The sequence below is a fragment of the Candidatus Limnocylindrales bacterium genome (assembly GCA_035626395.1).
GTDB lineage: Bacteria > Desulfobacterota > Binatia > UBA1149 > CAITLU01 > DASPNH01.
Genome location: DASPNR010000039.1, coordinates 1 through 22,269, shown reverse-complemented (window position 1 = coordinate 22,269; position 22,269 = coordinate 1). Strand labels below are relative to the sequence as shown.

16 protein-coding genes and 2 pseudogenes are annotated in these 22,269 nt (G+C 65.9%); 10 read left to right on the top strand and 8 right to left on the bottom strand.

The genetic code is table 11. From position 1 onward, the window contains the following. Window positions 1-56: 56 nt before the first annotated feature. From VEC57_15275 to VEC57_15260, 4 genes are all read left to right on the top strand, one after another. Entirely contained in the window at window positions 57-2,450 is a 2,394-nt protein-coding gene (locus VEC57_15275; GenBank protein ID HYC00493.1) for a DUF4215 domain-containing protein, read from the top strand. 89 nt (window positions 2,451-2,539) lie between these two features. After that, complete coding sequence (locus tag VEC57_15270; GenBank protein ID HYC00492.1) at window positions 2,540-3,988, top strand: tetratricopeptide repeat protein; 1,449 nt, start codon at window positions 2,540-2,542, stop codon at window positions 3,986-3,988. A gap of 214 nt (window positions 3,989-4,202) precedes the next feature. After that, window positions 4,203-6,692 (top strand): VWA domain-containing protein, encoded by a 2,490-nt coding sequence (locus tag VEC57_15265; GenBank protein HYC00491.1) that lies wholly within the window; start codon window positions 4,203-4,205, stop codon window positions 6,690-6,692. 160 nt (window positions 6,693-6,852) lie between these two features. Next, window positions 6,853-7,434, top strand: coding sequence for a DNA-3-methyladenine glycosylase I (locus VEC57_15260; protein ID HYC00490.1), 582 nt, complete (start codon window positions 6,853-6,855; stop codon window positions 7,432-7,434). Window positions 7,435-7,443: 9 nt separating this feature from the next. On the opposite strand, the gene VEC57_15255 is transcribed toward VEC57_15260, so the two are convergent. The 3 genes from VEC57_15255 to VEC57_15245 form a co-directional block, all read right to left on the bottom strand. Continuing rightward, on the bottom strand, window positions 7,444-8,544 hold the full coding sequence (locus VEC57_15255) for an SGNH/GDSL hydrolase family protein (GenBank protein ID HYC00489.1): 1,101 nt from the start codon (window positions 8,542-8,544) through the stop codon (window positions 7,444-7,446). Between the two features lie 10 nt (window positions 8,545-8,554). Continuing rightward, the gene (locus VEC57_15250; protein HYC00488.1) at window positions 8,555-9,616 is read right to left on the bottom strand and encodes a hypothetical protein; all 1,062 of its coding nucleotides are present in this window, start codon (window positions 9,614-9,616) and stop codon (window positions 8,555-8,557) included. Window positions 9,617-9,784: 168 nt separating this feature from the next. Further along, window positions 9,785-10,255 carry a hypothetical protein gene (locus VEC57_15245; protein HYC00487.1) on the bottom strand — a complete coding sequence of 157 codons (471 nt, stop codon included), beginning with the start codon at window positions 10,253-10,255 and terminating at the stop codon, window positions 9,785-9,787. A 321-nt stretch (window positions 10,256-10,576) separates the two neighbouring features. On the opposite strand from VEC57_15245, the gene VEC57_15240 reads away from it, so the two are divergent. Beyond that, complete coding sequence (locus VEC57_15240) at window positions 10,577-11,794, top strand: tryptophan 7-halogenase (protein ID HYC00486.1); 1,218 nt, start codon at window positions 10,577-10,579, stop codon at window positions 11,792-11,794. Window positions 11,795-11,810: 16 nt separating this feature from the next. On the opposite strand, the gene VEC57_15235 is transcribed toward VEC57_15240, so the two are convergent. Both VEC57_15235 and VEC57_15230 read right to left on the bottom strand, forming a co-directional pair. Further along, a complete protein-coding gene (locus VEC57_15235) occupies window positions 11,811-12,542 on the bottom strand; it encodes a hypothetical protein (protein HYC00485.1) in 732 nt (243 codons plus the stop codon). After that, window positions 12,539-13,309, bottom strand: coding sequence for a hypothetical protein (locus VEC57_15230; protein HYC00484.1), 771 nt, complete (start codon window positions 13,307-13,309; stop codon window positions 12,539-12,541). The genes VEC57_15235 and VEC57_15230 overlap by 4 nt, the downstream gene beginning before the upstream one ends. A 95-nt stretch (window positions 13,310-13,404) precedes the next feature. Between VEC57_15230 and VEC57_15225 the strand changes: the two genes are divergently transcribed. Together VEC57_15225 and VEC57_15220 are read left to right on the top strand one after the other, a co-directional pair. Next, complete coding sequence (locus tag VEC57_15225) at window positions 13,405-14,913, top strand: PAS domain S-box protein (GenBank protein ID HYC00483.1); 1,509 nt, start codon at window positions 13,405-13,407, stop codon at window positions 14,911-14,913. 79 nt (window positions 14,914-14,992) lie between these two features. Further along, window positions 14,993-15,373, top strand: a complete 381-nt coding sequence (locus VEC57_15220; protein ID HYC00482.1) for a VOC family protein — start codon at window positions 14,993-14,995, stop codon at window positions 15,371-15,373. A gap of 311 nt (window positions 15,374-15,684) precedes the next feature. Here the strand turns inward: VEC57_15220 and VEC57_15215 are convergent, their stop codons facing one another. Together VEC57_15215 and VEC57_15210 are read right to left on the bottom strand one after the other, a co-directional pair. Further along, on the bottom strand, window positions 15,685-16,479 hold the full coding sequence (locus tag VEC57_15215) for a hypothetical protein (GenBank protein HYC00481.1): 795 nt from the start codon (window positions 16,477-16,479) through the stop codon (window positions 15,685-15,687). A gap of 448 nt (window positions 16,480-16,927) precedes the next feature. Continuing rightward, a pseudogene (locus VEC57_15210) lies at window positions 16,928-17,435 on the bottom strand (DDE-type integrase/transposase/recombinase). 557 nt (window positions 17,436-17,992) lie between these two features. On the opposite strand from VEC57_15210, the gene VEC57_15205 reads away from it, so the two are divergent. Beyond that, window positions 17,993-20,131, top strand: coding sequence for a sialidase family protein (locus tag VEC57_15205; GenBank protein ID HYC00480.1), 2,139 nt, complete (start codon window positions 17,993-17,995; stop codon window positions 20,129-20,131). Window positions 20,132-20,145: 14 nt separating this feature from the next. Here the strand turns inward: VEC57_15205 and VEC57_15200 are convergent. Further along, window positions 20,146-20,520, bottom strand: a pseudogene (locus VEC57_15200) (DDE-type integrase/transposase/recombinase). A 289-nt stretch (window positions 20,521-20,809) separates the two neighbouring features. On the opposite strand from VEC57_15200, the gene istA reads away from it, so the two are divergent. Continuing rightward, window positions 20,810-22,003: an IS21 family transposase gene (istA, locus tag VEC57_15195; protein ID HYC00479.1), complete on the top strand. Its 1,194-nt coding sequence runs from the start codon at window positions 20,810-20,812 to the stop codon at window positions 22,001-22,003. Between the two features lie 57 nt (window positions 22,004-22,060). Then, a partial coding sequence (locus VEC57_15190; protein HYC00478.1) for a hypothetical protein occupies window positions 22,061-22,269 on the top strand: 209 nt, incomplete at its 3' end.

Below are 22,269 nucleotides of genomic sequence, written 5' to 3'. Positions count from 1 at the left end.
AACTATCTGATTTTATTGACTTTTCTTTGACGCGCCGCCGGTGCATTGTGTCCCCCATGAACGGACACGGTCGGGGGAACCGGCGTCTGGTCACCATTCTTGCGTCTCTCGGATTGTGGGGGATCGGGGCGGTGGGCGGCGCGGACGCATTTGCGCAGACTCAGGCAGAGCTGGACTGCTTCGCAGCCAAGCTGGACGCATCTCGCTACAGCTCGACCCAGATCGGGCGATGCCAGGTTGCGCTGGCGCAGGGCGGGTCGGCGGCCACGTTCGATGCCTGCGTGGCCAAGGCCACCACATCGACGGCAACGCTGCTCGCCAACGCCGACGCCGCGGCGACCGCCAAGGGCTATCGGTGCCCGGGCACCATCGCCACGCTGGCGATGGACGGCCGCACCGGTTGGCTCGCCGGTCTGTTCACGACGCACGTGCTGGCAACCAACACGCTGCCCAGCACCTGCGTGGCACGCCGGACCGAGGCGCTGTTCAAGTACGCCGCCAAGTACGCCGATTGCACAGGCCGCAACTTCTCGGCCACGCAGGCTACCATCGATTCCTGCGCCGCCTATTCCCTGAACAACCTTCGCACGGTCTGGGGCAAGCTGTTCACGCCGATGTGCATCGGCGGCGACATCGTCACGATGGAGAGCTGGGTCCGTTCACGCGTGGATGCGCAGGCCGCGGTCGTACGCGTCGCCTGCGGCGACGGGCTGGTCGAGGGCTTCGAGGAGTGCGATGACGGCAATGTTGCCGGGGGCGACTCCTGCGATGCCAGTTGCAGATATCCTTTAGTGTGCGGCAACGGCTTCGTGCAGCCCGCCAACGGCGAGGAATGCGACGACGGCAACCTCGCTGATGAGGACGGCTGCGACTCGCAGTGCGGGCGCGAGTCCTGCGGCGACGGCCGCGTCCAGTCGGGCGAAGACTGCGACGACGGCAACGCCGTCTCCGGCGACGGCTGCGACGAGACCTGCCTCATCGAGGCTTGCGGCGACGACGTCCGCCAGGCTTCCGAAGATTGCGACGACGGCAACGCGACCAGCGGCGACGGCTGCTCGTCGACGTGCCGGCGCGAAACCTGCGGCCTCTATAACGGCGTCGTTCGGTGCCTTGCGTGCGCCGACGGCAGCCGGCCCGCGACCGATTACGCCTCGTGCGTGTGCAAACCCGGCTACCAGCTCGTCGGCGGCGCGTGCGTCGACATCGACGAGTGCTCGCGCGGCACCGCGCAGTGCGCCGCCGGCAATCCCTGCGTCAACGTTCCCGGCTCCTATTCGTGCTCGATCCCCTGCACCGAGGCCGCGTTCCACTCCGCGCTGCAGAGCTGCGGCGGGCCCGGCAAGGTGATCACGTTCAACTGCACCGACACCACGATCGCCATAGCCGACACCGCCAGCGGCGCGCGTACCACGGCATGCAACGACCTCGTCATCGACGGCCTCGATCGCAACATCACTTTCGAGATGACGCCCGCGTGCTGGGGCCGCAAGACGACGGCATCAGGGTGCAAGGTGGCGCTGAACCCTGACGGCACCTGCGACTGTCCCAACATCAACAGCGGCACCTACTTCCTCAACCTCGCCGGCAATCGCACGACCGTGCGAAACCTGACGGTTCGGTCCTTCTTCGACGGCATCAAGACGTCGGGCAACGACAACACCGTCGAGCACGTGACCTTCGAGCGCAACTGCGACGAGGCGATGGGGAACAACGCGGGGACCGGCAACGTCTTCGACAAGGTGTGGGCCCGGACCGCTTGCGGCAAGTGCATGCAGAACTACGGCAAGACCGGGCTGACCTCGCCGCATCCGCAGCTGCGCGGCCACTACAACGCCATCGTGCGCGACAGCCTGTTCACGGACTGCCAGCAGCCCATTCGCATGACCGAGGGCGGGCGCTATCTGATCGAAGGCACCCGCATGGAAGGCTTCTTCGACGAAGGCATGTATCGCTGTCTGGGCCCGCGCTTCGACGGCGGCGCCACCTACAACCAGATCGTTCACATGCGCGATTCGCAGGTCGAAGGCTGCGACCGCGGCGTGCGCATCGGCGGTGCGGTGCAGGCGGTGCTGACCGGCAACACGCTGACCGGAAACCGCTTCCGCGGGCTGCTCGCCCTGAATGCGGCCAAGGTCTCGATGTCGGACAACATCATCACCGGCAACGGTGGGCTGGGCTCGAGCGAACCAGGGCTCGGCGGTGTGGCGGTGGTCGACAACGCCCGGCTGGACCTGGGCGGCGATGCGCTGGTGATCGGCGGCGAGGCCGTCAGCAGCACCGGCGGCAACTACTTCTGCGGCAACAAGGCGCCGAACGGCACCGCTCGCGACGTGCACAACCTCAGCGCGAGCACCGTGCTGGCGACGAACAATTTCTGGTGCACGTCCAGTCCGCAGACACGCGTGGTCGGCTCGGTGGTCACCAGCCCGTTTTCCACCTGGACGCCATGAGCTCTCGATCGTCGCTCTGACGCCCCTGGGGCTTGGACGACCCCGCCTTCCGATGCTACCCATGCAGAATGGGCAGCATCATCGCATCGATGAGATGGAGCGCGGCAGTTCTCGTCCTGAGTGTCGGCGTGCTCGCGGCCACGAGCGCCGCCGCGCAATCCGACGAGCTCGTCGAGCTGAACGAGCAGGCGAAGGCCCTGCACGCCAAGGGCCAGTACGACAAGGCCGCCAGCGTCGCCAGAAAGGCCGTGGCCCTGGCCGAAAGCGAGCTGGGCGAGGACCATCCGGACACGGCCACGGCGGCCAGCAATCTCGCGACCATCTACCTGTCGCAGGGCAACCACTCCAAGGCGGAATCGCTCTACAAGCGCGCCGCCAGGATCCACGAAGAGGCTTTCGGACCGGAGAGCCCGCAAAGCGCCTCCAGCCTCAGCCACCTCGCATCGGTCTACAAGGCCGATGGCCGCTACGACAAGGCCGAGTCGCTCTACAAGCGCTCGCTGAAGATCCACGAGGCCGTCTACGGCGCCGACAGCGCCAAGGTTTCCACGAGCCTCGCCAATCTGGCCTCGATGTACAAGGCGCGCGGCGATCTGGCGCAGGCCCGGACGATGTATGAGCAGTCGCTGTCGGTCGCCAGGAAGGCGGCCACGGGGCCGGCCGATCCGCTCGTGGCCACGGCGCTGAACAACCTGGCCGAGCTGCACCGTGCCGAAGGAGACCTCGCCAAGGCGGAACCGCTCTACGAGAAGGCGCTCGACATCCGCAAGAACAAGCTCGACCAGACCGATGCCGAGGCGGCAGGGACGCTGAGCAACCTGGCGGCGCTCCACGCCGCCCGAGGCGAGTGGCTGCAGGCCGGGCCTCTGTACCGGCGCGTACTGACGGCGCGCGAGCAGGCGCTGGGGCCGGATCATCCGCAAGTGGCTGCCAGCCTCGTCGATCTTGGCCGCGCATTCGTCGCGGTGGGCCAGCCGGCGCAGGCCGAGCCGCTGCTGGCGCGCGCGCTGGCCATTCGCGAGAAGACCCTCGGGCCCGACAAGCCGGAGACGGCGCAGGCCATGGCCGACCTTGCCGACGTCTACCGCGCGCAAGGGCAGTTCGATCGCGCCGAGCCCCTGTATGCGCGGTCGCTCCGCGCTCGCGAGAACGCGGCGGGAGTCGAGACCCTCGACGTCGCCGCCAGCTCGCACGGCCTGGCCGAGGTCTATCGAGCCCGCAATCAGTACGACCAGGCCGAGCCGCTGTTCCGCCGCGCGCTCGAGATCCGCGAGAAGCTCCTCGGCCGGGACCACCCCGACGTCATTGCCACCGTGCAAAGCCTGGCGGAGCTCTATCAGACGCATGGGCACACCGTTGCCGCTCTTCCAATGTATGAGCGCGTGCTGGCGGCCAAGGAGAAGTCGCTAGGACCACGGCATGCCGATCTGGTGCCGGTGATGGAGAGCCTGGCGGTGCTCTATCGCGTCGAAGGTCGCAACAAGGATGCACGCTCGCTGGAAGCACGCGTCAGCGCGATCCGCGCTGCGCGATCCTGAGTCGGCGGCGCACCCGGTGGGCAAACAAACGGCGTCAGTGGCCGCCGGCTTCATTGACGGAATCCGAAAGGGGCGCTAGAGAGGACAGCACCGATCGTTCCCTTCGATCGGTTCGTTTCCTTCCGTGCACGGATCCGCGTCGCGCGAATCCGAAGTGCGAGGCCTCTCGTCCCGGGCATCGCATCGCGCACAAGTAGGGCGGGGGGTTTCTTCCATGCTTCAGCGGTCTCTCGCTGCGTTCATCGCCGCAACGATCTCGTTCGCTCCGGCAGCTTTCGCGGGGGTTCTTCCCGGCACGACCACCGCCACCGACTTCGTCTTCCTGATCGACGCCAGCCCGTCGATGCTCAACAACATCAATGCCGTCAAGGCAGGGATGAGCGAATTCGTCTCCGATCTCGATGAGGCGAACGTCGACGCGCGCTTTGCCATCATCCTCTTCGGCAAGACGGGCCCCGAGTTGATTCTCGACCTTACCAGCAACGCGACGCTGACCGAGCAGCGCCTGGGCCAGATCCTCGTCAACGGCGCCAATCCCGGCATCCACAACGACCACAACGGCGATCCCGAGGACAGCCTGACTGCGATCCGCGCAGCGCTGAACGTGACGACGACGCCGCTGGCGGTCAACAACATCCTCGATGAGAGCCCCGGCCATACGGGGCGCCTCGCGTTCCGTCAGAACGCACTGATCAACCTCATCCTGCTGACGGATGAGAACTCGGACAGCGCGTTCCATTCCGCCGATCGGATGGAGGGCCAGACCGGCACCAACCCGCCGACGATGGACGTCAACTTCTACGGGAGCCCCTGGCAGACCGAGGTCGACGTCACCGCCGCCGCGGTGATCGATGCCGGAGCGTTCCTCAACATGATCGTTCCCACCTGCGAGGCGTGTCCTCTGCAGTACGGGGACCCCGAGTCCGACATCAGCGACCCGGATCTGAGCAACTGGGACGAGGATGCGACCCTGGCCACGCTCCGTGATCTGTCGGCGGCCACTCTGCCTCCGGGCGATCAGCGCCCCGCCACCGCGTCGCGCGCCGAGCAGAGCCTGCAGGCGCAGATCATCGACGGCGCAACCCAGGACGACACGCCCGAGAACCTCGTCGCCCGCGCCTTCCTCATCGACGATCTCGACACCGACCCCGACTTCGTCACCAACATCTTCGCCGCCAAGGTAGCCGAGACCGTCGTGGCCGTCTGCGGCGACGGCGTGGCCGAGGACGAGGAGGACTGCGACGACGCCAACACCGCCAACGGCGACTGCTGCTCCTCGACCTGCGAGTTCGAGACAGTCGGCAGCAGCTGCACCAGCGACGGCAACGCGTGCACGACCGACGTCTGCAACGCCACCGGCACGTGCCTGCACAACACGATCACCTGCGCGGCGGACGGCGATCCCTGCACGGCCGACACCTGCGACACGGCCGCGGGCTGCAACTATCCCGACGCCGCCAACGGGACGCCGTGCAACGACGGCCAGTTCTGCACCGCCACCGACGGCTGCGTCGACGGCACGTGCGTCGGCAGCGGCAGCCCATGCGGCAGCACCGAGTGCCAGACCGTGTGCAACGAGGGCAACAACACCTGCGCGGACCCGCAGAACACGCCGTGCACGGCGGACAGCGACGTGTGTACGTCGGAGGTGTGCAACGGCAGCGGCGCCTGTGTAAGCGTCTTCAACACGGCTCCGTGCGACGACGGCAACGAGTGCACGGGGGATGACGCCTGCCTCAACGGCACCTGCCAGGGCGGTGCGGGCGACGGCTGCGATGATCTGGACGACTGCACGATCGACTCGTGCGCCGGCGTCACGTGCCAGCACGAGAACATCCAGTTCTTCAGCGCCTGCTTCGGCGTGCTCATCGCCGGCGACGGCGACACGCGCGGCAAGGGCCGCATCCGCGCCGGCTCGCAGGCGCTGGGCAATGCGTGCGCCGACCTCGGCGACATCGGCCAGAGCACGCTGACCGATGGCGACTGGTTCATCATGGACGACTCCAGCCCGAAGGCCGCCAAGGTCCGCGGCAACCAGGCCACCGTTAACGGCGACGTCGCCACCGACGGCGGCGGCATCACCGCGGCGCCGAAGACGACCGACGCCGACCTGTTCGGGACCGGCCTCGCCAAGATCCCCACGGGCATGATCGTTCCGAAGCTGCCGTCGGGCGTCGTCGATACGACCGGCGATCACGAGGGACTGCCGCGCTGCCTGGCAGCGCAGCAGAACCAGGTCTCGGTGCAGGCGCTGCTGGATGCGCTGCCGAGCGACCAGACCTTCGGCAAGCTCAAGACGGCGGCGAGCTCGACGCAGACGTTCAATGCGACCAACGTCGGCGGCATCACGGTCATCGACATCCAGAAGTGGTCCATCGGGAACTTCGCCACCATCAATCTGGACGGCGGCGGGTCCGATTCGACGTTCGTGATCCGCGTGGACAAGAAGCTGGACGCCAATGCGGGCATCACCTGGAACCTGATCAACGGGGCGACGGCCGAGCGTACGGTGTTCTACGTCGCGGGCGGCAAGCTCGAGATCGGTCTGAACAACACCGGCGGCGGCATCCTGTTCACGCCGGATGGCAAGACCGTGATCAAGGCGGGCAGCACCTGGACGGGCGTCGCCATCGGCGGCAAGGGCGCCGAGCTGGGAGACAACGTTACCCTGACCCACGCGCACTACCAGGGCCCGAACTTCTGACGGCTGCGACGGCGGCACGTCGGGGCAACCCGTCGTGTCGCCGGCGTCGCCGGCTCATCCCTCAGGGCCGGGCGCCAGGCGGTGCCCGGCCCTTCGTCATTCCGGCTGCGGCGCACCGCGCCGCTTGCAACGGCGCGTGCTTCGCGGTTTGCGACGCGCCATGGCTGCCAAGGAAAAGATCCGCTGCGACTGGTGCGGCAGCGACCCTCTGTATCGCCAGTACCACGACGAAGAATGGGGCGTGCCGGTTCACGACGACGCCACGCTGTTCGAGTTCCTCGTGCTCGAAGGCGCGCAAGCCGGCCTGAGCTGGATCACGATCCTGAGGAAGCGCGAGGCCTACCGGAGAGCCTTCGCCGGCTTCGATGCCGGAAAGGTCGCGCGCTTCACGCCGGCGCGCGTCGAGAAGCTGCTCCAGGACCCGGGCATCGTGCGCAACCGGCTCAAGGTGGAGTCGGCCGTCAAGAATGCGCGCGCGTTCCTGAAGGTGCAGGAAGAGTTCGGCAGCTTCGATCGCTACCAGTGGCGGTTCGTCGACGGCCGGCCCATCGTCAATCGATTCGAATCGATCAAGCAGGTTCCCGCGCGCACCGACATCTCGGACGCGTTCAGCAAGGACCTCAAGCAGCGCGGCTTCGGCTTCGTGGGCTCCACGATCATGTACGCGCACATGCAGGCGGTGGGCATGGTCAACGATCACCTCGTGACGTGCTTCCGCCACAAGGCGGTGCCGCGCCGATAGCAGCCGTTCCTAGTCCGGCGTGTCCGGCGTGAAGATGGCGAGCGTGCGGCCGAAGCGCTCGTGGCCGAACTTTCTCCAGACCGGATTCTTGAAGTTGCGCCGGTATCGCTCGGGCGCGAAGCGCGGCGGCCCTTCGCCGCCGCCGGAGCCGCCGAGCGGGCCAACGTCGGTCTCGCCGCCGCGGTAGGTCGGATGCGTGTTGTCGGAGCGGATGTAGTCGCGGCTGGTGTCGGCGTTGACGAAGTGGGTGTTCGGATCGCGGATGGTCTCGCGCAGCGTGACCGACAGCCGCTCCACGTAGTCGTCCTCGGATTCTCCGTGGACGTAGCGGAGTGCGCGCCAGTCGGTGCGGCCGTCGCCGTTGGAGTCGTAGTCGGAACCCATGAACTGCGCGAAGGTATCCGCGCACTCGAAGCCGAACTCGTGGGCGAAGTTGCAGGTGTTCCAGTTGATGCGGGCAAGGTAGCGCAGGAACACGTCCTGGCGGTTGACGGGCGTTCCGGTCTCGGGATCGTTGCAGGCGCTCAGTTCGTCATCTTCGTCGTACCCGGGATAGTAGAGGTTGGAGACCACCTTGAGCTTGACCTCCGGGTGCGAGTTGTTGTTGATGTAGATCATCGCCTTTTCGAGGTACTCGACGCACGTCGCGACCGCCTCTTCCAGCTCCGTATAGTCGCACGACGTGCCCTCATCCTGCTCGGCGAACTTGTTTCGCGCGCTCAGGCCGTCGTTGCCGCACATCTCGAACGTGACGATGCGCGTGCTCTCGTGCTGCATGTACTGGTCGTCATCGACGATCTTGTTGGCGTAGATGTCGTCCGCCTTGGCGCCCGACTTGGCGCGCCGCACGATCTCGATGTCGGCGTTCCAGTGATTGGAGGCGTACTCGCCGAAGACGTTGGGCGCATTCCATGTCGCCACTTCCGAGATCGAGCCCTTGTACCCCGCATACAGCGAGTCGCCGTAGGCCGCGAGGCGGTACTTGCCTGTCGGGGCCTCGCGCTCGATGGTCCACGAAACGTTCTGGGCGATGGTGTTGGCCGAAGCGGCCGAGGCCGATGCGGCGAGCGAGGCGGCCGCCAGGCAGGCGGCTTGAACGAAGCGGGTCATGGCTCTCCTGTCAGGGCTGGTCGGGGTTGAAGAGGGCGATGGTACGGCCGTAGCGTTCGTGGCCGAACCTCCTCCAGATCGGGTTCTTGGTTGGCGAGATGTACTGGTCGGGCTGGAAGCGCGGCGGGCCTTGTCCGCCGCCCGAGCCGCCGAAGGGCCCGACCTCGACCTCGTCGCCGTGGTACGTCGGGTGCGTGTCGTCGGAGCGGATGTAGGTGATGCTCTTGTTGGCGTTGAGGAACTTCATCATGGGATCGCGGATCGTGGAGCGGAGCGTGTTCGTGATCCGATCGACGTACTCGGCCTCGCTCTCGCCTCGCTTGATCCGTAGGGCATTGGAGTCGGTCTTTCCGTCGTTGTTGGAGTCGTAGTCGGAGCCCATGAACTGGGCGAACACGTCGGCGCATGCGAAGCCGTTCTGGCGCGCGAGGTTGCAGGTGCGCCAGTTGATCCTCGCCAGGTATGGCAGGAAAGCGTCCTGGCGGTTGACGGGCTGCCCTGTCTGTCCGTCGGTGCAATCGCTCAGCTCGTCGTCGTCGTCGTAGCCGGGATAGTAGAGGTTGGAGACGATCTTCATCCTCGTCTTCCGGTGGGCATTCTCGTTGATGAACTGCATGGCCTTGCGGACGAAGCGCGTGCAGTTGGCCAGCGCCGTATCGAGGCCGGAATAGTCGCAGGTGTCTTCGTCATCCTGCTCGGCGAAGTCGTTGCGCGCCTCCAGAGCGTCGTTGCCGCACATCTCGAAGGTGACGATCCGCGTCTTGCGGTGCTGCATGTAGGAGGCGTCGTCGACGATCTTGTTGTTGTAGACGTCGCGCGCCTTGGCGCCGGACTTGGCGCGGCGGACGATCTCGATGTCGGCGTTCCATGCGTTCGAGGCATACTCGCCGGCGACGTTGGGTGCGTTCCAGATCGCGACTTCCGAAATCGAGCCCTGATAGCCCGCATAGAGGGAATCGCCGTAGGCGACGACGCGGTAACGGCCGGTGGGATTGTCGCGCTCTATGGTCCACGAGACGTTCTGCGCGATCGTGTTGGCCGTCGATGGGCCGGCCCATAGCGAAAGCGCCATGGCAGAAATGGCTGGAAGTGCGCTCGTGAGTCTCATCGCGACCTCTCGTCCGGCTCGAGGATGGTGAAAATGGGTTGGCGACGCGGTTCGACGAGAAAACGCTAACACGCCGCGACAGGCCGGCCTAGAGCCTCAACCGTGTCATTCGGTGGTGAAGGGCCGCGATCGTCAGCGAGCCGTCAGCGCTGCGATCACCTCGGCAGTGCTCGAGGCGTACGTGACATCCGCAATGCGCCCGCCTTCGATCCTCATGACAGTCGCCTTTCCCTTCTGGGAGGGAAGCGCGCGGGTATGCTCGCCCGTCTCGTCGAGGAGGATGGGGTACGGCCTCTTTCGCATGCTCGGCAGCGCGAACGTGCTGCGGACGAAGCCGGGCATGCCGCTGACGTCGGCGATGTAGACGGCGCCGGCGGCGTCGAGCTTGTCCTTGCCCCCTTCGGCCAGCGCTTCCTTGACGAAGCCACCGCCGTCCATGTCCCTGCTGAAGAGGAGCAGCCGCGTGTCCGCCCCGACGGTGGCCCGCGTGCCGTGCTGGTCGGGCAGAGCGAGTGAGGGCAGGGCGTCGCCGGCCTTCAACTGCGCGACGGCTGCATCGTCGCCCGCGAGCGCGGATCCGCCGACGGTGAACACCGTTGCCACGAACGCGAGTGCGGCGGCGGTAAGAGGACGTCTGCTCCGGGCGCCGACGGCCCGCGTGACGGCGGGTACCATCGTCGTGAGTGCGCGTATCGGCGCGAATGCGCGAAGCGGCCATGTCGGCAGCGCTCGTGCGGGCAGCGGGCGTGACGGTGCGAGTGCACGTGTCGGCGTCGAGGCGTGTGTCGGCATGGCAGCGCTCCCTGGCGGTTACAATGGCGCACGGGACCGCAAAGCGGAAACATCCGGAATCATTGACGCACGGGAGGAGGTCTCATAAGGTCGCTCGCCGTGGTCAGGGGGCGTCTTCGCAGAGTTGCGATCGTGGGCGGCGGGCCCGGCGGCGCGGCCCTCGGCACCTATCTTGCGCGCGCCGGCGTACGCGTCGCCATCTTCGCGCAGCCCAAGCGGCCGCCGATCCTGATCGGCGAGTCGCTGGTTCCGGCCATCGTTCCGATCATTCGCGAGCTCGGCGTGGAAGCCGAGGTGGCCAGCTACAGCATCCGCAAGACCGGCGCGACGTTCTGCTTCAATTCGTGCGAGCGCCTGAACATCCGCTTCAACGACGTGCGCGGCGCCCGCACCGACTATTCCTACAACGTCCCTCGCGACCGCTTCGATGCCAGCCTCCTGCAGGCTGCGCAGAGGGCAGGCTGCATCGTTCTGCAGGAGAGCGCGCGACTGCGACGTCTTGACGGCAGCGAGCGCGTCGAGCTCATCGGCGAGTCGCTGGTGCTGGCGCGCGAGGCGCTGGGAGGCGAGCCGGACTTCATCGCCGACGCCAGCGGCCGCAAGCGCCTGATCGCGCGGCTGCTCGAGCTTCCGTTCAACGAAGGCCCGCGCAAAGACGTGGCGCTGCACGCCCATCACACCGGCGTGGAGGTGGAGATCGCCGGCAACGTGCATACCGATCGCCTCGATTGCGGCTGGGCATGGCGCATTCCGCTGCCCGGCCGCGTCTCGGTCGGCATCGTCGTGGACGGCAGCCGCCTGGCCGACTACGGTTCCACATTGGAAGAGCAGTACGACAGCTTCCTTCGCCGCGACTCGGTCATGCGCGGCTGGATCGGTCCCGCAACGCGGGTGACGCCCGTCGTGCGCTATACCAACTATCAGCTCTCCTCCGCGCGCGGCCATGGCGAGAACTGGGCGCTGGTCGGCGACGCCTTCGGCTTCATCGATCCGGTCTTCTCCAGCGGTACGCTCATCGCCTTCGAGAGCGCGCGCGACCTTGCCACGGCCCTGCTGCACGGCAGCGAGGAAGCGATGAAGGAATGGGAGGAGGGCGTTCACAAGCGCCTGCGTGCGTGGCGGCGCGTCGTCGACATCTTCTACAACGGCCGACTGCTGACGCTGCTGAAGATGGGCGACCACTATCGCCGTACCATTCCGGGCCGGATGATGGACTGGCACTTTCGCAAGCACATGCCGCGCGTCTTCACCGGCGAGAACGTCACGCATCCATACAGTCTGGGCCTGCTGACGTTCATGGCCCAGCACGCGCTGCGCAACAACGATCCGGAAGCTCTGCGCATCGCCTGAGGCGGCACACGCGAGCTCAGTCGTCGAGGCCCAGCTTCTCCCGCACCTCGCGGATGTGCGCTTGCGAGCGCCGTCCCATCGCGGTCGCCTCGGCAGGGAACAGGCGCGACCACACGCGCTCGAAGGGACCGCGATACCAGTAGTTGCGAAAGTAGGTCTTGCGCACAAGGAACTCGGCCACGGTCAGAACGCCCATCCATGCCCAGACGCCTGCGCCTGCAACGGCGCGCCAGACCTCGATCGGAGCCAGCAGTGCGAGCGCCGCCAGCACCGTCGCATTGATGATGAAGACGGTGCCCCAGAGCGCGGTGACGCCGCGGCAGTACGGGCCGATGAAGTCCGGCGCCGCCGGCTGGATCGTCTTCGCAACCCGCTCGATCAACGAGCGCTGCTCGCGCAGGCTGATGAGGAACAGATACGCCAGCGTGGCATGGACGCCGGCCGCCACCAGCAGCAGCGGCGTCACACTCGCGGTGATGGCCGCGCCGGCGGCAAGCGCCGCCGTCGTTGCGCGCGTCAGACGGGATGCGGTGGTCGTCGCCGCCATCGCCGCCGCGCAGCAGGCGAGGGCCAACACGGCAGCCACGACCCGAGGTCCCATGAGGTGCGCGAGCCACTCGAGCACGAGCGGATAGACCGCGGCGGCAAGGGCGAGGGCGCCGAGGCCGGCGGCCTGCAGCCGGTTGTCGACGTTGGCCGCGTACTGACGGCGCAGCACGTCTGCGTGCAGTTCGCTGTCGGCACTCATGAGCGTTGTCCGAGAAGATACGTGACGGTAAACGGGCCGCTCGACCATCGGCCTGCCCGCCACCGATAGCCGGACACGGCGGCCGATGCGGCCAGCTCCTCGAGCTCCCGCACCGAGTACACGCGCAGCCACGAGACCATCCCGTCCCACAGAACCATCGCCGGCACGACCGGCAAGAGGTAGGTCAGCACGAGCACCTGCCACCGCAGCGGCCGCAGGAACGGCGCCACCGCCAGCAGCAGGAATGGGGAGAACAGCACGCCCAGCAGCGACATCGGGCTGCGGTCGAGAAACTCGACCACTGCCATGGGGCGACCGGCCTCGGCTGCGGCGGCCAGGACGCGGCCGGCCTGCGCCGGCGCGAAATGATGGAATGCGTTGAAGATCGTACGCACGCCCGGAAGGTCGGCAGGAACGGCCGTGGCGTCCAGCGGCACCGTGCGCGCCTCGATCGCGCCGCCGGAAGCGTCGGCGGCTGCGCGCATGGCGTCGACGTCCGGATACAGGTCGGTCAGCACGAGGCGGACACCGGTGCCCTGCTCGGCCAGGGCGCTGCGAAGATGCCGTGCAATCGCACCGCTGCCCGAGCACAGATCCACGATCTGCGACTCGCCGCTGCTGCGCAGAAGATCGGCCAGGGCGGGCACGACCGGACGCGTCTGCCGCGTCAGCGTCACGACGAAGCGCAGGTAGGCGGTCAACGCGTTGCGCAATATGGCCGGGCACCACGGCTGGTCCTCGAACTCGAAGAGATGAACGCGCCGCATGCCGGGTCGCGGAATCTAACGGGGGCGCAACGACGGCGCGAGTCCGGCTCGCTCCGCCAATTCCTTATCGTCCCCGACTTCGCTACCTTTCGCGGGTGAAGACACGAGGGGAGCCGCGCGCCACCGCCACCACCGAGCCATGGCACGATGAGGACCGGTTCCAGCTCGCCACCAAGGCTGCGAAGATCGGCATCTGGGACTGGGACGTCGTCGCCGACCGCATCTCCTGGAGCGACACTTTCTATTCCATTCACGGAATCCAGGCCGGCCAGGTCCCGCCTTCCCTGGCCGGCTTCGTCTCCCTCGTTCATCCCGACGATCGCGACGTCGTCAACGCCGCCATCGAGGCCGCGCTGGCGCAGGACGAGTCCTACGAGGCCGAGTTCCGCGTCGTGCGTCCGAGCGGAGAAGTGGTCTGGGTGTTCAACAGCGCCCAGGTGATACGCGCGGAAGGGCGGCCGGTGCGAATGCTCGGCGCCACCATGGACGTCACCGAGCGCAAGCGCGTGGAGATGGCGCTGCGCGAGAGCGAGGAGCGGTTTGCGAAGGCATTCAATTCGAGCCCGCTCAGCCTGACGATCTCCTCGCTCGTGACGGGCAAGCTGGTGGAGGTCAACGAGACGTTCGTGGCCATCACGGGCTACTCGCGCGAAGAGGCCATCGGCAAGACCACGGCCGAGCTGGGAGTGTGGGCCCAGCCCGGAGATCGCGAAGCGGAGCTGGCGGCCGTTCAGGAGGCGGGCCGGCTGCGCAACCGCGAGTACCGCTTCCGCATGCGCGACGGGCACGAGGTCGTGGGCCTGCTCTCGGCCGAGATCATCGACATCGGCGGCGAGCCGTGCGCGCTGACCGTCATTCAGGACATCACCGACAGGAAGAAGTACGAGCAGGCGCTGCGCGACGCGGACCGCCGCAAGGACGAGTTCCTGGCCACGCTGGCGCACGAGCTGCGCAACCCGCTGGCGCCGATACGCAACGGCATCGAGGTGCTGAAGATGTCGGGCGGCGATTCGGAGGCGTGTACCAGGGTGCTGGGGATGATGGATCGCCAGCTCGCGCAGATGGTCCGCATCGTCGACGACCTGCTCGACGTCAGCCGCTTCAGCCGGGGAAGGATCGAGCTGCGCACCGAGCGCGTCGAGCTATCGGTCGTCGTGCGCAGCGCCGTGGAGACGAGCCAGCCGATGGTGGAGGAGGCCGGACACGAGCTCGTCGTCGAAGTTCCGCCGGATCCGGTCGTGGTCGTGGCGGATGTGACGCGGCTGTCGCAGGTGCTCGCCAACCTCATCAACAATGCCGCCAAGTACACGCCTCGTGGTGGCGACATCCGTGTGACGGTCGAGACGGATGGCGAGATGGCATGCCTTCGCGTGCGCGACAACGGCATCGGCATTCCGGAGGCGATGCTCGGGCAGGTCTTCGAGCTGTTCAATCAGGTCGACCAGTCGCTGGAGAAGTCGCAGTCCGGACTCGGCATCGGGTTGACGATCGCCAAGCGGCTGGTGGAGCTGCACGGCGGTCGCATCGAGGCGCATAGCGAGGGGCCGGGAAAGGGAAGCGAGTTCGTGGTGCGGCTGCCGCGAGTGCAAGCCGTCGCCGATTGAACCCGCCGCTGCGTCACGACAAGAAGGTTTCCACGCGCGTCGGCCAAAGGCCGATGCACATCCACGCAGGAGGAAGTTCATGTTCAGCCACATCATGGTCGGCTCCAACGACATCGAGACCTCTCGGAAGTTCTACGACGCGATTCTCGGCGCGCTCGGTCACCGGCCTGCGGTCACCGACGACAAGGGCCGACTCTTCTACCTCTCCGCCAACGGCGTCTTCGCCGTGACCGTTCCGATCAACGGCGAGCCGGCCGCGCCCGCCAACGGCGGCACCATCGGTTTTGCCGCTCCCGACCCGGCCACGGTCGATGCCTGGCACGCCGCGGGCGTCGCCAACGGTGGGACCAGCTGCGAGGATCCGCCGGGTGTGCGCGAGGGCGGACTGGGCAAGATGTACCTGGCCTACCTGCGCGATCCGTTCGGCAACAAGCTGTGCGCGCTGCATCGCATGGGGTGAGCAGGAGCTTGCGGCGGGCCTGCCGAGAGTGGCAGGCCCGCCGTTGCGGAGTTTGCGCCTCACTGCAGCAAGCCCCGCCGCGGCCGGTCCTCTATCGGCAGATCGTTCGTATCTTTGGCTAGTTCTTCGCTTAGCGGAAGATGGTTCGTTCGGGGTTGCCGGGCGAGCCAGACGCAGCGAATGGCGGTCGTCCTCAATCTTCGCAGCTTGACGATGTCACGCTCACCACATTGGAGCGTGCGCTTGGCGTCCTCGGCGAACTGCCGATGCTTCCGAGTCGACGGCGTCGGTATCCCAGCAGATACCCGTGACTATCCCAGGTCGGCGCAACAGTCGCACGCGAGCGAAACGTCCTGCCCAACCGCATGCCGCAGAATCGCCAGAGAATCCGTGGCGACGGTTGATCCCGATCGATTCACGTCACACACACACTCGCGGCACAACACTGTTCCCACGGCAGCTCTCAGAGCGTACAGCGCATCCGTTGCCGTAATGCCCTCGGGGCCGGCAGGGTCGCCGCAGACCTCATCGGGCGAGGCAGGTACCTCGGCGACGTTCACATCGAAGCTGCCGGAGTTGTTGAACCAGCCGATGCCGTCGGTGGTGCCGAGGAAGAGGCCGGTTGCGTCGGTGGGCACCACGAACGACTGAGGCGTACCGTCGAACATGCCGGCGCTGGTATCGGAGGTAAGGCCGTCGCCGATGAAGAAGATCTGGCCGATAGCGGGGGCGACGCTTGTGAATGCCAGCCCGGAGCTGAAATCGAGTTGCGCCGGGGTGTTGCTGCCGGTCGGTGACTCGTCGCCCAAAAACACGCCGACGAGAGCGTTGGCTCGAACCTTCACGGGAGCCGAGATGCCATCGCCAAAGTTCGTCATGTCCAAGTCACCGTCGCCATCCGGGTTGTTGCCCGGCGGAGCTCCGGGCGAGAACGAGACTTGCCCTGTAACGGAAAACGCCAGCTCGCCGCACGCATCAATCGTCAGTCCCACGACCTCGACCGGTGATTGTCCGGGCACGGCGTCCCCGCCGCAACAGACGTAGCCTTCTGCGCGTCCGGCCAGATTCGGATTGGCCGGTCCGGGAATAACGGTGTCCGAAGCCATAGCGCTGCCGTGACAGAAGAGGAGTACCGGAAACCAACGAAGCACTCGTGCTATTTGCATGGATGCAACGATGCGACCATCGCAGGCCTGCTGCAAGGGTGATTCGCCTTCGTTGTTCGATGCGCGCCGACGGGTGCTGCCGGAGCATAGAGCGGTTGCGTTTGATCGCGCCGCTCCGCGCAAACGGCTGCCGACGCTCGCAGCTGTGAGACACCGCGGAGAGAGTCCGCTCGAGGCGGAGCGGCACCCAAGGTCAGGAACGGAGCGCGTGCTCCTCGTTCGCTGGTGTAGTGCTCGGCAAGGTAAGAACTCACTCAACGGCGACCCCGAGAGGAGACGGAACATCCGACAGCACAGAAGCGCTCAACCTGGTTGGCTGCCGATGCAAAAAGCACGATCACGTTCGAACTGAACCGCCCCGAGTTTCTCCGGAGTCGCGTTTACTCGTTTAGTTGAGTGCCGCCGACATGACGGCACTGTCTTGCAGACCGAAGTCGGCCTGCTCGAATTCCGGCGGCGGAACGTAGCCAATCGGCACGAGCAGCCGGCGGTTGTTGAAGCAGTCGATGCACGCTCGACGTCGTCGATGCCACGCCACGGTCCACGACCCCGAACCAATTCCACCTTGTACAGGCTGTTCACACTCTCGACCAGAGCGTTGTCGTACGCGTCGCCGACGCTGCCGACCGATCGCGCGATGCCGGCTTCGGCAAGTCGCTGCGTGTAGCGAATGGGCACGTATTGCGACCCACGGTCGCTATGGAGAATCAGCCCGTCACCGACGTCTTGCGCGGCGAGCGCTTGATCGGGCGCTCCAGTGCATTTGATCGGCCGTAGCGAAGTCGAGACGCGCCAGCCGATGACCATTCGCGAGAACGCGTCGACGACGAACGCGACGTAGACGAACCTGCGCCATGTCGCGACGTACGTGAGGTCTGCTACCCAAAGCTGTTCGGACGCTCTGCCGTAAAGTCACGGCAGACCAGATCTGCAGGACGGCTGGTCGTCTCCTCCGGTGTTCGTCGTAATCGTCGGTGGCGCGACACGCCACCCTCGCCGTAAGGCGACAGCCAGTTTCGCGCACCCTCTGACCTGACGCCGCGGCGGCTTCCGGCCAGATTCCCGCATGAGCGGGAGGTGGTCGGGCGGTGAAGCTGGGCGTCGATGCGAGGGTGACAATGAGGCATCTGGCAGAGTTGGGGACGGGTAGCCGGCAGATCGCGCGGCTGCTGGGCGTCTCCGAGAGCACCGTCCGCTACCACTTGGCCCGGCACGCCGTCGGCGCCAGGGACGGACGCGCCGATCAGCCGTAGCGTGCCGCCGGCATGGCGGAGGCAATCACGTCGAGTCGACCGGTGCCGGCCCCGTCAACTTGGCCAGTTCACGACTACTTGGTCACCGAGCACGGCTACCAAGGCGTATCGCCAGGACAGCCAAGCTTAGGCCATACTCAGTAGATTCGTGTTCTCTTACGCCTTCCGATGCACTAGTGTTGTGTCGGGGGACAAACTTAATGCTCTTTTTCGGTAAGGCGTCCGTTCTCACCGCGTTCATTGCTGTAGGCGTCTGCACCGGATCGGTGGCAAGGGCGGAGATGCCTGGCCCATTTGGTTCCGAGCTCCAGAGTGCAACTGGAAAACTGACGCCGGCGATCTCGGAGAGCTGCGAACCAGATTCTTACGGCGTGACAGTACGTTTGTACACGCAGTGGCTCGCCGATCACGATCGCCGCTTCATCGAACGGACAAACGCCGCAGGACGTCTCGAAGAGCCTTTCCGGTTCGATCGTCAGCGCAATGAGCCGTACCCGTTAGGCTTGGCCTGCGACGGCCAAGGAGGCTTTGTCGTGCTCTGGGTGCGCGGAATCGAAAGTTGCGTCCGTGTTCGAGCGTTTGGCAAAGACGGGAAGCCTTTATCGAAGCCTCAGCTGCTGACCTCGTCATGCAATGAGCAAGAACACGGCATCACACAGCTCGATTACAGCAACGGCGCCTACCGTGTCCTTCTGCCTGTTCCCACGCCTCGGGGCGACGCGCTCACATTCCTGCGGCTGGCCGAGGACGGTAGCGTAGTGCAAAGAACGCGACTAGGTCGCATCCGCGCGCACTGGCAAAGGTGGACGGCGCTGGCCAACAACGATGCTGCGATTCTTGCGTGGATGCGTCGCGGTAATGTCAACGGGCGGGTCCTGGGGCTGGACGGCACGACACGCACAGAGCAGTTCCGTCTTAGCCTGGCTGCACCGGGAGCGACGTATCTTTCGTCCGTCGAAGATCTTCATGATGGGACGATGATCGTTTGGTGGAAATCCCACTGGCAGATGGGAACGATTGGCCGAAGGGTTGCAGTGTCGACGAGCATTCCGCCCGAAACCACGACGACCACAACGCTTCCTGAAGATTGCGACATACCTTGGTTCGATCCGGTCGAGCGTTTGCAGCCCCAGGCTAAAGATCAGCAACCGCATTGGGCGTGGCCGCCCAGTATCGCAGCCGGGCCGAGTGGCACCGCTATCGCCGTGTGGCTGCGCAAGGTGCGCATAACACCTGACCGCCATAAATACTCGCTGGATGCCTCGTATTCGCGGCGCGACCCGGCCAGTGGCACGTGGTCAAAGCGGCGAGTTCTTGCCGGCTCTGAAAACATCGTCGATTGGCCGCAAGTCGTCACGGACGGCGCAGGCCTCTGGATGGCAATGTGGCCTGAGGTTCGCGAGGGTAAATGCGTCCTCGTGAGCGCGCATTCGGATGATGACGGCCTTCATTGGGGAACTCCACGGCTCTCGGTCACGGGACTCCCGGCAGGTTGCAGTTCATCGGAATTCGATCTGGCCGCGGACCCTGCTGGCGCCTGGATCGCCGCTTGGCACGGCTACGACGCCTCCGGATCCGCGCGCGGCGTGCAAGTAAGTCGATCATTCGATCGTGGTCAGTCATGGAGCCAGCCTGCGACCGCGGTGGCGCTTGAGACCGCGCCCTGGGGCAAGATCGAAGTGGCGGGCAATGGAACGTGGGGCGCGGCGTGGGTGATCACGGTTCCTGAGTTTGCAGATCGAAGCCAGCTGCTCTTCTCACGGTCGCTCGACGACGGCGCGACCTGGACAACCCCAGTCGTGGTCGCCGGTCCGCCATCAATCGCTGCCGACGGTGATCAGTTGCTTGCGGACCTTGCGACCGATGGCGACAATCGATGGATCATTACGTGGACATCGACGAGTTCACTAGCCGGGACGATCGGCGGGGATTCGGACATTCTCATCAGTCGCTCTACCGATGACGGGCTTACCTGGTCCGCCCCGGCGGCAGTCGCATCGTACGCGGGCAGCGACGATGCCGACGACCTCTTCTCGAAAATTGCCACCGATCGCCGCGGCACTTGGCTGCTTACATGGAGCACTGCGTTTCCCGTTGCAGGTGCATCGGGGTTTGATGCGGACGTCGCACTTGCGTCCTCCACCGATGCCGGTCTGACGTGGACGCCGCCTGTTGCTGTCGATGGCAGGGCCGATGAGGACAAACGTCTCGATTTCTGGCCTGCCGTCGCGGCGTTCGGCGAGAAGCAGTGGGTCACCGCCTGGCTGCGCCAGAATGATAATCGCGGTTCCGGCGGTATCGCAGTGATGGGCGCGACGGGCGCGCCCGTTTGCGAGTAAGCGCGCCGCGTTGCTCGTATCCGCCGTGACCAGGGCGTCGAGCCAAACAAGTAAGCGTCGAGCACTTCCTCGCGGTAGCTGCGGTTGAACCGTTCGACGTAGGCATTCCGTTCGGGCTTGCCCGGCTGGGTGTAGCGAATCTCGATCTTCTGTTCGTCGCACCACTCGGAGAATCGCTGACTAGTCATCTCCGGGCCATTGTCGCAGCGAATCGCCGCCGGACGGCCATGCATCTGGACGAGTTGCTCAAGTACGCGCACGACACGCGACGCCGGGATCGACGTTCCGACCTCGATGGCAAGGCGCTCGCGATTGGCTTCGTCGATGACGTTAAGCGTGCGAAACGGCCGGCTGCAATAAAGCCGGTCGTGCATGAAATCCAGAGCCCACACGTCGTTGAGCATCACGGGCGATCCCATCGGTTGCCTGAGTCGCGTCGGCACGTGCAGATTCCGACTGATCCCGAACACTGATTCCGACTGAAGCCGAACGGCTATTCCGACCGAAGCCGAACACCCATTCCGAGCCAAGCCGAACACCTGTTCCGAAGCCGAACACCGGCCGCGGAGTTGGATTGTCTGGGCACAGGTGCGTCTGGCGAGGCTGGACCGAAAAGGCAGGGGTGCCCTCCCCAACAACCACGAAAGGGAGGGCACCATGCCTGCACACAAACTACCTATGCGCAGGACACGAGAAATTCTTAGACTCAGGCTCGGCCTCGGGCAATCGGTTAGGACGGCGGCCCGGAGCTGCGACGTCTCGGTCAGCACCGTTGTCGACATCGAGGCGCGGGCGCGCGCGGCCGGCATCGACTGGGCCGCGGCGGCGGCCATGGACGAGGCCGAGCTCGAGGCGCGGCTCTACGTCCGCGGTCCGCGTCCGGCCGAGCACGACCTGCCCGACTTCGCTCACGTGCACCGGGAGATGAAGCGGCGGGGCGTGACGCTGGAGTTGCTGTGGCTCGAGTACAAGGCCGAGCGCGGCGAACGGGCCTACAGCTACTCGCGTTACTGCGAGCTCTACAGCCAGTGGCGCGGCACGCTCGACGTTGTCATGCGCCAGAGTCACCGCGCCGGCGAGAAGCTGTTCGTCGACTGGGCGGGCATGACGGTGCCGATCACGAACCCGAGCACCGGCGAAGTCGCCGACGCCAGCGTATTCGTGGCCGCGCTCGGCGCGAGCAGTTTTACGTACGCTGAGGTTTTCCCCGATCAGACCAGCCGCTCGTGGATCCTGGCGCACATCCGTACATTCGAGTTTCTCGGCGGCACAGCCGAGGTGCTCGTCCCCGACAACCTGAAGACCGGTGTGGTAAAGGCCGACTTTTTCGAGCCGTCGCTGCACCAGGCGTATCTGGAACTGGCCAATTACTACGGCACGACGATCCTGCCGGCGCGCGTGGCCAAGCCGCGCGACAAGTCGAAAGTCGAGAACGCCGTCCAGCAGGTCGAGCGCTGGGTGCTCGCCCCGCTTCGTAACCAAACATTTTTCTCTGTCGCCGAAGCCAATGCGGCCGTGGCCGAGCGCCTTGCCTGGCTGAACGACCGGCCGCTGTCACGGATGGACGGCACGCGCCGGTCGCTGTTCCTCGAGCTTGACCGGCCGGCATTAAGACCACTTCCAGCAAAACGCATGGAGGCCTGCGAGTGGAAAGTCAACGCCGGCGTCGGCATCGACTACCACGTCGAGTTCGACCGGCATTTCTACAGCGTGCCGTACCAACTCGTGCAAAAGCGCGTCGACGTGCGCGCCACGCTGATGACGGTCGAGGTATTCCACAAGAGCGTGCGCGTCGCCTCGCATCTGAGATCAACTGTAGCGCGACACGCCATCCTCGCCCTAAGGCGACAGCCAGTTTCGCGCACCCTCTGACCTGACGCCGCGGCGGCCTCCGGCCAGATTCCCGCATCCGCGGGAGGTGGCTGGGCGGTGAAGCTGGGCGTCGACGCGAGGGTAACGATGAGGCATCTGGCAGAGTTGGGGACGGGCAGCCGGCGGATCGCACGGCTGCTGGGCGTCTCCGAGAGCACGGTCCGCTATCACCTGGCCCGGCAGGCCGCCGGCGCCAGCGACCGGCGCGCCGACCAGCCGCAGCGCGCCGCAGGCGTGGCCGAAGCGATCACGCAGTACGTGGAATC

Bases quoted from the DNA above. Each gene is read 5' to 3' on its own strand.
- VEC57_15220 (HYC00482.1), top strand. From the start codon at position 14,993: ATGTTCAGCCACATCATGGTCGGCTCCAACGACATCGAGACCTCTCGG.
- VEC57_15215 (HYC00481.1), bottom strand. From the start codon at position 16,479: ATGGCTTCGGACACCGTTATTCCCGGACCGGCCAATCCGAATCTGGCC.
- VEC57_15265 (HYC00491.1), top strand. From the start codon at position 4,203: ATGCTTCAGCGGTCTCTCGCTGCGTTCATCGCCGCAACGATCTCGTTC.
- VEC57_15250 (HYC00488.1), bottom strand. From the start codon at position 9,616: ATGGCGCTTTCGCTATGGGCCGGCCCATCGACGGCCAACACGATCGCG.
- VEC57_15275 (HYC00493.1), top strand. From the start codon at position 57: ATGAACGGACACGGTCGGGGGAACCGGCGTCTGGTCACCATTCTTGCG.
- VEC57_15235 (HYC00485.1), bottom strand. From the start codon at position 12,542: ATGAGTGCCGACAGCGAACTGCACGCAGACGTGCTGCGCCGTCAGTAC.
- VEC57_15230 (HYC00484.1), bottom strand. From the start codon at position 13,309: ATGCGGCGCGTTCATCTCTTCGAGTTCGAGGACCAGCCGTGGTGCCCG.
- VEC57_15270 (HYC00492.1), top strand. From the start codon at position 2,540: ATGAGATGGAGCGCGGCAGTTCTCGTCCTGAGTGTCGGCGTGCTCGCG.
- VEC57_15260 (HYC00490.1), top strand. From the start codon at position 6,853: ATGGCTGCCAAGGAAAAGATCCGCTGCGACTGGTGCGGCAGCGACCCT.
- istA (HYC00479.1), top strand. From the start codon at position 20,810: ATGCGCAGGACACGAGAAATTCTTAGACTCAGGCTCGGCCTCGGGCAA.
- VEC57_15205 (HYC00480.1), top strand. From the start codon at position 17,993: ATGCTCTTTTTCGGTAAGGCGTCCGTTCTCACCGCGTTCATTGCTGTA.
- VEC57_15255 (HYC00489.1), bottom strand. From the start codon at position 8,544: ATGACCCGCTTCGTTCAAGCCGCCTGCCTGGCGGCCGCCTCGCTCGCC.